Origin of the sequence: Paenibacillus sp. J23TS9, assembly GCF_018403225.1 — a bacterium.
Classification (GTDB): domain Bacteria; phylum Bacillota; class Bacilli; order Paenibacillales; family Paenibacillaceae; genus Paenibacillus_AQ.
On the sequence record NZ_BOSG01000020.1, the window covers coordinates 1 to 512 of the forward strand.

General features: G+C 44.5%; 1 rRNA gene. It reads right to left on the minus strand.

The window, feature by feature from the left end:
• Positions 1-399: 399 nt before the first annotated feature.
• Positions 400-512: ribosomal RNA gene (locus tag KJS65_RS29510) — 16S ribosomal RNA — on the minus strand; the annotation flags it as partial.

Consider the following 512-nt stretch of genomic DNA (forward strand, 5'->3'; position numbering starts at 1 on the left):
TGCTCTTAGTAGCTTAACCATTTGCTCAAGTTTCGCGCCATGTGCTCTGTTGCTCGCCAGTTTCTTGATTGGAATAAACCAAGGTGGAAACTGTCTCACAAAGGATCACCTGTCACGAATCTTTCGCTGCTACTCTTATTTACTTGGTCAATAAATTGACACAAGCAGCTAAAAGGATATTTCTAAAACGCAAATTCGTTTCGTTATCTAGTTTTCAAGGATCAAGACCGGCTCTCATGTCATTCCCACAAGTGGAATGAGCAGAATCGGCAATTGAAAGAGTGTTTGCTCTCTCAAAACTGAGCAACGAGTGAGTGAAATTTTTACGAAGTAAAAATACTTCGAGAGCATTATCTTGCTGTATTTGAATGTTTCCACTCGGGAAACGATTCTCCATAGAAAGGAGGTGATCCAGCCGCACCTTCCGATACGGCTACCTTGTTACGACTTCACCCCAATCATCTACCCCACCTTCGGCGGCTGGCTCCCTTGCGGGTTACCCCACCGACTTC